At 55.2% G+C, this 8,695-nt stretch carries 9 protein-coding genes; 1 reads left to right on the plus strand and 8 read right to left on the minus strand.

Features of this window, described 5'->3' with window-relative positions; translation table 11 throughout:
- The 4 genes from NP596_RS18115 to NP596_RS18130 form a co-directional block, all read right to left on the minus strand.
- The coding region (locus NP596_RS18115; RefSeq protein ID WP_256616807.1) for a competence/damage-inducible protein A at window positions 1-960 on the minus strand (960 nt) is incomplete at its 3' end.
- Window positions 957-1,871, minus strand: a complete 915-nt coding sequence (locus NP596_RS18120; protein ID WP_256616808.1) for an AEC family transporter — start codon at window positions 1,869-1,871, stop codon at window positions 957-959. The genes NP596_RS18115 and NP596_RS18120, both read right to left, overlap by 4 nt.
- A gap of 136 nt (window positions 1,872-2,007) precedes the next feature.
- Window positions 2,008-2,673, minus strand: a complete 666-nt coding sequence (locus NP596_RS18125) for a DUF2076 domain-containing protein (protein ID WP_256616809.1) — start codon at window positions 2,671-2,673, stop codon at window positions 2,008-2,010.
- 42 nt (window positions 2,674-2,715) lie between these two features.
- The gene (locus NP596_RS18130; RefSeq protein WP_256616810.1) at window positions 2,716-3,189 is read right to left on the minus strand and encodes a hypothetical protein; all 474 of its coding nucleotides are present in this window, start codon (window positions 3,187-3,189) and stop codon (window positions 2,716-2,718) included.
- Between the two features lie 314 nt (window positions 3,190-3,503).
- Between NP596_RS18130 and NP596_RS18135 the strand changes: the two genes are divergently transcribed.
- On the plus strand, window positions 3,504-4,220 hold the full coding sequence (locus NP596_RS18135; RefSeq protein ID WP_256616811.1) for a DUF2490 domain-containing protein: 717 nt from the start codon (window positions 3,504-3,506) through the stop codon (window positions 4,218-4,220).
- Between the two features lie 100 nt (window positions 4,221-4,320).
- Here NP596_RS18135 and NP596_RS18140 read toward each other — a convergent pair whose 3' ends face one another.
- The 4 genes from NP596_RS18140 to NP596_RS18155 all read right to left on the minus strand — a co-directional run.
- A complete protein-coding gene (locus tag NP596_RS18140; protein WP_256616812.1) occupies window positions 4,321-5,865 on the minus strand; it encodes a GGDEF domain-containing protein in 1,545 nt (514 codons plus the stop codon).
- A gap of 89 nt (window positions 5,866-5,954) precedes the next feature.
- A complete protein-coding gene (locus NP596_RS18145) occupies window positions 5,955-6,845 on the minus strand; it encodes a PP2C family protein-serine/threonine phosphatase (protein ID WP_256616813.1) in 891 nt (296 codons plus the stop codon).
- Window positions 6,845-8,251, minus strand: a complete 1,407-nt coding sequence (locus NP596_RS18150; RefSeq protein WP_256616814.1) for an FHA domain-containing protein — start codon at window positions 8,249-8,251, stop codon at window positions 6,845-6,847. Before NP596_RS18150 ends, NP596_RS18145 begins: the two co-directional genes overlap by 1 nt.
- Window positions 8,252-8,254: 3 nt before the next feature.
- Window positions 8,255-8,695 (minus strand): FHA domain-containing protein (locus NP596_RS18155; RefSeq protein WP_256616815.1); only part of this gene is annotated, 441 nt, incomplete at its 5' end.

The raw sequence follows: 8,695 nt of genomic DNA on the forward strand, positions 1-8,695 counted from the left end.
CGCGCTATCCGGTTCGACAGCCAGTTGCCGCGCCGCGCCGACGGCATCCTTGGCGATCGATACCGCCGCCAGCCAATCCCGCCCCCGGCATTTGGCCGCCAGCAAACCGCCGCTAGCGGTTTCCATGACCGCCAAGCTATAGTTTTTTACGCTCATGCCGCGATCGATCACCGCCAGTAAATCGCCGCCTTGCCTGTCTTCCAGGCCATCGACGGCAAATACATAATCGCCTATCAGGCCGGCCGCCTGCTGTACGCAGATCTGCAATTCGCTTTGCGGAAAACCGGACGGAAACAGCAGCTTGGTTTGCACTTCATCCACCGCGGCCCGAAAGCCCAGCCGTACACCGTCCGGAAATACCAAACTTTCCAGGCATTGCTGAATTGCCGACTCGCCGATACCGATGCTGCGCAAAGTCACCAAGCGAGCGGGCCGCAGGGTAAATCGAGACAACAACTGTTCGCGCACTGCGGCGAACATGGCTTTCATTTCCGACGGTACGCCGGGTAAAAACACGAACCAGCAGCGCTGAATCCGTAGCGCAAAACCGGGCGCGGTGCCGGTCGGGTTATCAATGCGCAAGGCACCGGCCGGAAAATAAGCTTGTTTGCGGTTGATGGCCGGCATCGGCCGCAGCCGATTCTCGAAATAGGCCTCGATATGCCGCAGGGCCACTTCATCCAATTTTAAGGTCTCGCCGCTGGCGATAGCGACGGCTTCGGCGGTTAAATCGTCGCTGGTCGGGCCCAGGCCGCCGGTGCAAATACAGCAATCGGCGCGGCCGGCAATCTCCTCGATCAAACCGGCCAAATCAGCCAGCCTGTCGCCCACCGCCGTATGGCGCTTCACTGTAAAGCCCAATTCGTTTAGCTGTTGCGACAGCCAGGCTGCGTTACTGTCCACAATCTGGCCGCAAACCACTTCCTCGCCTTGGGAAAAAATTTCCGCAATCGCTGTCATAACACTCTAAACCAAAACGGCAAACTCAGCAGACTGAGCGCGGTCGTCAGCGTCACTGCGGTGGCGTACAAAGCGCTGTCCAGGCGGTAGCGGTCGCACAACACCACCCCCAACACCATGCTGGGCATGGCCAGATCCAGTACGGCGGCGGCTTTAAACTGCTCGCGCAACTGCACGGCATCGGCGATATGCATGGCCGCCCAAGGCAATAGCAGCAATTTGAGCAGGATAACCGGCAACAGGTAAGGCAAATTCCGCAACCGGATCGCCCGCCAGCTCAAGGCCAGTCCCAAGGAAAAAATCATCAGCGGCGCCACCGCCGCCGAAAGCTTTTGCAGCAAACCGGCCAGCCAAACCGGCGCGTCGATATGATTCAGATTTAACACCACCGCCAGGGCAGCCGCCCAAAACGGTGGCGCGTTAAAAAAACCGAATAAGGACTTGGGCTTTTCGTCTGCATTGCCCCCGTAATAGCGGGCCAGGGCAATCCCGGTGGTAAACACCATCGGCGCGGCGGCGAACAAGTCCAGCTGAATCACCACGGAACGCGCCCACGGGCCGAAGGTTTGTTCCAGCACGGGCAAGCCCAGATAGGTGACATTCGGGTAAGCAGCGGCCAGAATCACCGCGCCGGTCTGCGGATTTTTGAATTTGAACAGCCGGGTGACCGACCAGCTGCACACAATCCCCAACAGAATGGTAGAGCAGCCCAAGGCGCTGTATTTCAAGGATTGCCAGCCGATATCGGCTTTCCACAATACGTCCAGCACCATGGCGGGCAAAAAGAAGTAATACACCACGCTGGTCAAAACCAGCCGGGTTTGGTCCGCCGACAAGCCCGGCAAGGGAAACAACCGCCAACCGGCCCCGCACAACATCAATACGGTCATTTGAATCAGGGTGGTGTTCATGCTGAGGCTTAAAAAGATTGGATTAGGGCGATTATACTCCCGCGATTAACGCCGTTTGCAATGAATCGGCATCGGCCCGAGCCCGCAAACCATCGATGCAAGGCCATCCGTTACGGCCGCGCCGAACGGCTTGGCCTCATACCCAATCGGAATCGCCATCATCGAAATAGTCGCCGCCGTCATCGCCGGCTAGATAAGCGTTACTGTCGCTATTGTCGGCCGGCCGATCGTCGTTATCGCCATAATAATTATTGATCACGGTCTGTTCCGGCGGCTGATTGTCAAAAGCCTGCTGCCCCCCGCCGGTAGCGGTTTGATGATGCCCCATCAAGTTTTCGATGCCCTGAAACAAAAACGAACCGGCCACTACGCCCGCGGCCGTGGTGGCGATATTGCCCAAAAAGCCGGAACCAAACCCAGCCCCGGACGCAGGCACCGCTGGCCGGGCAAAATCCTGCGCGGGCGAATTGGGCGCCTGCGGCACGCGGTAACTGTCCGCGCCGGGTACGCCCGCCGCCGGTTTGGCCGGATTAGCCCAAGGATCGTTGTTCAAAAAGCCGTTACCGGCGGAAGCGCTGCTTTTTTGCAGCAGCTGAGTTTGCAAATCGGCAATTTGCGTTTGCGCCGCTTGCAAGGCCTGATTTTGCAGTAGGCAGCGTTGCACCAGCAGATAGGCCGCATCCGGCTGACGGGCAACGGCATCCCGAATTAGCCTTTCCGCGTCGTTGTCTTTTTCGTAAAGTTTCACCTCGACCAATTGCTGCAAAAATTGGTTAAGTTGTACTGATTCCTGTGTATTCATGTAATTAACTCCAAATGAGTCGAACTCGATTCAATAGCTATCTCAAGGCGACAGCGGTTGTTTATCCAAGACTTTGCCGTCGCCGGTAATCAACACTTTCCAGTCCGCGCCCGCCGCATGCAGATAAACGTCGTACTCTTCACCGACGCCGTTGGGGTTACCGACCAGCTCGGCCCTCTTTAGTTCGTGCTGCGGAAATTCTTTCTTCAATTCGGCGACGACTTGCGGGTAAATTTCATTGAAGTCTTCAATCCGCAGCTCGTTGGTATATAAGTGGCCGCGGGAGGTGAATAACTCCATTATTGATTGCCCGGCCTCGTCTTTGTAGCTGACCTCCAACAATGTCTGGCCAAAATGGATTTCCTGGCTGGCTTGCAGTTCCTGGGCCGCGGGATGCCGCTTCAAAATATTGCGGACGACTTTTTCCGGAATAGCGGCCGGACCACTGGCCGCATAGCCTAGGTTGGCAAGCGAGAACGCAATAACCGCAATACTTGATACTAAAAATGGACGCATGGTTTCCTCGTCAAGTTTAAAAAAAATCACCGTGACTTGTTTAGCCGGCAGCGATCGATCGTCATTCGCGGCGGCTTAACAAGCAGGCAAATTATGCCATGCGTTTTGCCGGCAACGGCGGATCAATCCGGTTTTTTTCAACCCCTTTTTACGGTGCAAAAGCACCGCAAGCTCCAGTCGCACAAGCTGAATGCCACGCCGAACCAGGCTTCAAACGGCATGGCATATTTTTGGCTATATCCAGTTCATCCCTGTAGGGATCTTGGAATTCGATAAACAGTCATTAGGCCAATTACGCCAACCAAAGGTGCTAAATGCGTACAACATTCATTAAATTTTTGAAATATTTGCCGCTGGCCGCTGCCGCGCATGCCCCTGTCGGCATGGCGATAACCAACGATGTCGGCGGCACCTGGAGTTCGTTAACCTTGTCGGGAAGCCTGCATGAAGCATCTCCGGTTCTAAAGAATTTTCACTGGCAGATTATGAATCAGGCCAGAACCCGGGACGATAATCCCGGCGGTAACCGTTTTTCGGAAAATCTGTTGTTTGCCCAACTGGGCTATGACGTAACTAAAAATACCGGCGTCTGGATCGGCTATGTACATGACTGGATTCACCCGCTGGATAAGCCGGCTTATCAGGAAAGTCGGCCTTATCAGGATTTTTTATGGCATTCTAAGTTTGCCGATTTACAGTTTACGGCCCGCACCCGGCTGGAACAACGTATCAGATTGGACAGCGGCGATGTCGGCGTGCGTTTGCGGCAATTGTTCCAGGCCAGTTATCCGCTGCTATTTATCGATGGCGACCTCAGGGTATACGCCGGCGAAGAAATGCTGGGTTATCTCAACAGCAACAGCTTCGGCCGCGGCGGCTTCAGCGAGAACCGCGCCTTGGGAGGATTCAGTTATCAAATCACCCCGCAGCTGAGCGCCGACTTAGGTTACATGGGCCAGTATGTGTATAACAAAACCGGCAATAATCTATTTACTCACAACGTGCAATTCAACCTTGGCTATAAGTTTTAAAGGCCGCGGCCAGCCTCAGCCGCAAAATCGAATTTAGCCGTATGTTGCTCTTTCGAATCCTGGTTTAAACGAGCAAGCCGGGGACGCATTGGCGTTGGCGTTAACCGTTAAACACTACTTTGTTCCGCCCACCGGCTTTGGCTTCATATAAGCCTTTATCCGCTTGGCCCATCAGCGAATCCAAATCGCCCCGTAGCGGTGTCATCATCGCCACGCCTATCGATAGCGTCACGTTTAACATGACCCCGCTATCCAGCATCATTTTACCGCCGGCCACCTGCTCGCGTAAACGCTCGGCGACTTCCGCGGCCATTTGCCGGCCGGTTTGCGGCAAGACAATGGCGAACTCCTCGCCGCCTATCCGCCCCAGCACATCCACTTCCCGCAGCACACTCCGCATGATGTGGGCGATTTCCCGCAAGACTTTATCGCCGGCTTTATGGCCGTGCTCGTCATTGACCTGCTTAAAAAAGTCGACATCCAGCATGAAAATGGCGACCTCGTTACCGTAACGTTGCGCCCTAGCCAGTTCATGTTCGGCCAGTTCCATGAAGTAACGTCGGTTGGGAATTCCGGTCAAATAATCGATATGCGCCCGCAACTCCAATTCCTGTTGCAGACTTTTAAAACGGGTAATGTCCTGCACGGCGCTGATTAAACTCGCGGGCTGTCCGGCCGCATCCCTGAGCAGGGCGATGGATAACTTCACCCAGGCGATAGTGCCGTTCTTGCGGATATAGCGTTTTTCCAGATCGCGGCGATTAATATCGCCTTGGCAAAGCCTATCCAGCACCTGAACATTATTTTGCAAATCGTCCGGGAAAGTGATGGCCTGAAAGTTTTTCTTTTCGTTCAGCAATTCTTCCCGGCTGTAGCCGGTTATATGGCAAAACGTATCGTTGACCAGCAAAAAGCGCCCATCCAGCCCCACTTGGGATATGCCCACTCCCGTGGTTTCAAAAATACGCCTGAAGCGCTCCTCGCTGAGTTTTAAAGCCTCTTCCGTCAATTTCAATTTACTGACATCGCTATGGGTACCGGTCATGCGCAAGGGCTTGCCGCGTTCATCCCGCCGCATGACCCGGGCACAATCCAGTATCCATTTGTACTCGCCGTCTCGGGTTTTCATGCGGTAAATCATTTGGTGCTCCGCCGTCCTTCCGTCTAAAACGGCGCGAATCGATTCCCAGGCAGCCTCTTTGTCGTCCGGATGCACGAAATCGCTCCATTGCCGGGTAGTGAACGCTATGTCATCCAAGTCATAACCCAACATTTCCGCCCAAATGGCATTCCTCTTGACTTCGCCCGTCGACAAATTCCAATCCCAGAAACCCAAATGGCTGCCGGCCAAAACGCGGAGCAGGCTCTCCTCGCTTTGCTCCAGCTCCGCGATGTTTTCGATGTGATTCTTTAAATGCCGCCGGAATAACCCAACGCACAAACCGGCTCCCAGCACGACAAAGCCAATATCCTTGGCAATAGTTAACCATTGCCACCGGACCGGGTCGGCTACCAGCCCGGATAATAAAAATTGCGTTAGTAAAAACCAACCAACCGTAAAGGCCGCGAATATCAGCGCAACCTTTTTGATCGAGCATACGATGCCATTAAGACATGAATTGCCGGCCAGGCCATGCTCAGTCATGACGGAGCCGAGTCTCGCCAGCGGCAAAAACCGACATCGCAAACCCGGTAATGCATGACATGCTCGCGTAAATCCCCATCGTTGCGCTGTTAAGGATGCCCGAACCCGGAAAACCAATATGCCCGATAAACCGATCCCAGCAAAAAACCTAGGTAACTGAAAATGAACCAGGGGTTTTTCGCCTTACCGCTCGATTTTTGGCCGGCGCGCGCATCCCGCACTTGGTAGCCCAATACCACCGCCGTCAGATTGTCCTGGCCTGCCTGCTGTTTTTGCAAGGCGGTATCGCATAAGCATTGCGCGGCCCGCATGGGCATTTCCGCCAAACAAGCGACGATTTCATCCGCCGACAATACCCCATCGATACCGTCGGAGCAGAGCAACACCCTGTCGTCGGCCCGCAGCGCCAAGGGATTTAAATTGCGCTCGACTTCCGGCAGATAAGGCAAGCCAAGGTAATATTCCAGCGCCTGACGATGCGGATGATTGTCGGCTTGGTCTTGGCTGATCAAGCCCTCGTTGACTTGCTCCTGCAGCTGCCTGGCAAAATTATGGTCCGCATTCAGCTGGCTTAAACGCCCGTCCCGGCATAAATACAAATGACTGTCGCCGACCGCCCGCCAGTACAGATGATCTTGATAGATCACCGCCGCCACCAGCGTAGTACCCATTTCGCGAAAACTGTCATACCAATGCCCGGCATCCAAAACCGCCTGATTCGCCATATCCAGGGCTTGATCCAGGGCATGGTCCACCGAATGGACATTGGACTTGGCCAGATAGCGGTTTACCAATTCCGCGACGGCAATATTGGCGGCCTGCGCGCCATTTTGCAAACCGCCGATCCCATCGGCGACCACGGCCAAATAACCGCCATGAGCAACAAACTCCGCATCGGCAAAATCCGAAAAAGCGAAAGCATCCTGTTGCTGCTGACGCTGCCCGATATGGCTGGCGTTACCGGGAATGACCTCCATCATCAAAATTCGACCCGCAGCTCGGTGCGGCCCAGCAGTAATAAATCGCCGCCGCGCAAGGGGTAATCGTTGTGAATGGGCACGCCGTTGACCAGAGTCCCATTGGTAGAATTCAGATCGCGGGCGCTCAACTTGCCGTTCATAAATTGCAACAGGGCGTGCCGATTCGAAATTTCGACATCGTCGTCCAGGACCAAATCGCAATTACCGGCCCGGCCCAGCGTGGCGCGTTCGGCAACATTCAATCGATAACGCCGGCCTTTCCGTACCCCCGCCACCACTGTCAATGTGACCGCCAGACCTGCGGCGGATTTTGCGATCGTGGAAGCGGCAGGCGGAACCGTCGTCTGTTCGGCAGCTAGTTTCGGTTGAGCCAGACGTTGCCGGTAAATCAGCGCCAGCCCAAGCAAAAACGCCAATACGGCCACCGCAAAGATCAATATGGGCCATCCCGATTCATTTTCATTTTCGGAGCGAGGCTGGCGCGGCGGGTCGGCCGCGGCTGGCTGAGGCAATAAGCGTATATCGAAACCGTCGTTCAAAGTGCTTTGCCCGTCGCTCCAGGTTAAGTCGATATGGTGCAGTTGCCCGTCGGCCACGCAGGCCGTGCAGTCGAGACGTAACCGGTAGGCCCGGGCGATCGATTGATGCTGTTTTTCGTAAGCGCTATCCAGTTGCTCGGGATCGGCCTGCACGAAATAGCCGCCCGATTGGCGGGACAACATGCCCAACATTTTCAGGCCCTCCCGCCTTCCGTCATTGAGGGGAGGGACCGCAAAACCGATGCTATAAACCGGTACCCGATATTCGCGACTCTGTTTAAACACTTCATCCACCGACACGCCGTCCAGGCTATCGTCCATCCCATCGCTCAACACCACGATCGCTCGACGGCTGGGTAAACCGGGTTCTCGAGCGCGGCCTAAATTGATCGCCTCCAGCAAGCCGCGATATAGACTGGTTTCCATGTCCGTCGCCGCCAACAAGTTAATTGCATTGTTCAGCTTGAAACGGTCGGCGGTAAATACCTGACTATGGGTCACCTCGCGGCCAAAAGTAATCAAGGCGGCTTGATCGTGCGGCCCCATACCCTCCAGCCAGCGGAACAGGGAGCGTTTAATTTGCACCAGTTGCCGGCTTTTCAGCGATTTGGAAATATCCACCAAAAAAATATACCCAACCCCTTCCCCGGTCTTTTCAAAAGGGTCGATGGCCAAGACCTTGGCTGGATGCCGCCCTACGCTGACATTGAATTGCTCCCGCTGAATTTCCGTATCGGCCGGCATATTTAACCAAAGCTGCAAGGCCGGTAAATGGACATGGGCCTGAATCAAGCGCAAATCGTCCACTTCCCGGGCCTGAACGAATCCGCACATAATCCCCAGCAATAACGCGGCAAAATAACGCATGTTTTATTCCTCCCCGTTTTCCCAGCTAAATTTTTCCCCGCATAACGGCACGAATAACAGGAGCGTCTGGCCCAACTCAATACGGTCGTAGGCCTGCAGAGGCATGGGGACATCTACTTCCTCGCCGTTCAAATAGGTCATGCCGCGGCCGTCGCCGGGCGCAATTCTAAAGCTGCCCTTGCGCGGATTGAAACTGATATAGGCATGGTTTTCGCGGGATATGGCTTCGTCGCCATTGATGCAAATGGCCATGTCCGCGCCGCGGCCGATACCGTTACGCTCGCTGCGAACCCGGTAATCGCGGCCTTTTTCCGGCCCCTGGATGCACACCAGCCAGCCGACCACCGGATCGATGCCGATTTTCTTGCGCACCATGGCCACCGTGACGCCGACATCCGCCACGGCGCCGGTCTGGCCCCGCACTTGCGTCGCCATGGCGGCCGA

This window comes from Methylomonas rivi, from assembly GCF_024505165.1.
Lineage (GTDB): Bacteria > Pseudomonadota > Gammaproteobacteria > Methylococcales > Methylomonadaceae > Methylomonas > Methylomonas rivi.

Excerpts from the sequence above, each read along its gene's own strand:
- NP596_RS18145 (WP_256616813.1), bottom strand. The coding sequence starts at position 6,845 with ATGATGGAGGTCATTCCCGGTAACGCCAGCCATATCGGGCAGCGTCAG.
- NP596_RS18120 (WP_256616808.1), bottom strand. The coding sequence starts at position 1,871 with ATGAACACCACCCTGATTCAAATGACCGTATTGATGTTGTGCGGGGCC.
- NP596_RS18150 (WP_256616814.1), bottom strand. The coding sequence starts at position 8,251 with ATGCGTTATTTTGCCGCGTTATTGCTGGGGATTATGTGCGGATTCGTT.
- NP596_RS18130 (WP_256616810.1), bottom strand. The coding sequence starts at position 3,189 with ATGCGTCCATTTTTAGTATCAAGTATTGCGGTTATTGCGTTCTCGCTT.
- NP596_RS18140 (WP_256616812.1), bottom strand. The coding sequence starts at position 5,865 with ATGACTGAGCATGGCCTGGCCGGCAATTCATGTCTTAATGGCATCGTA.
- NP596_RS18135 (WP_256616811.1), top strand. The coding sequence starts at position 3,504 with ATGCGTACAACATTCATTAAATTTTTGAAATATTTGCCGCTGGCCGCT.
- NP596_RS18125 (WP_256616809.1), bottom strand. The coding sequence starts at position 2,673 with ATGAATACACAGGAATCAGTACAACTTAACCAATTTTTGCAGCAATTG.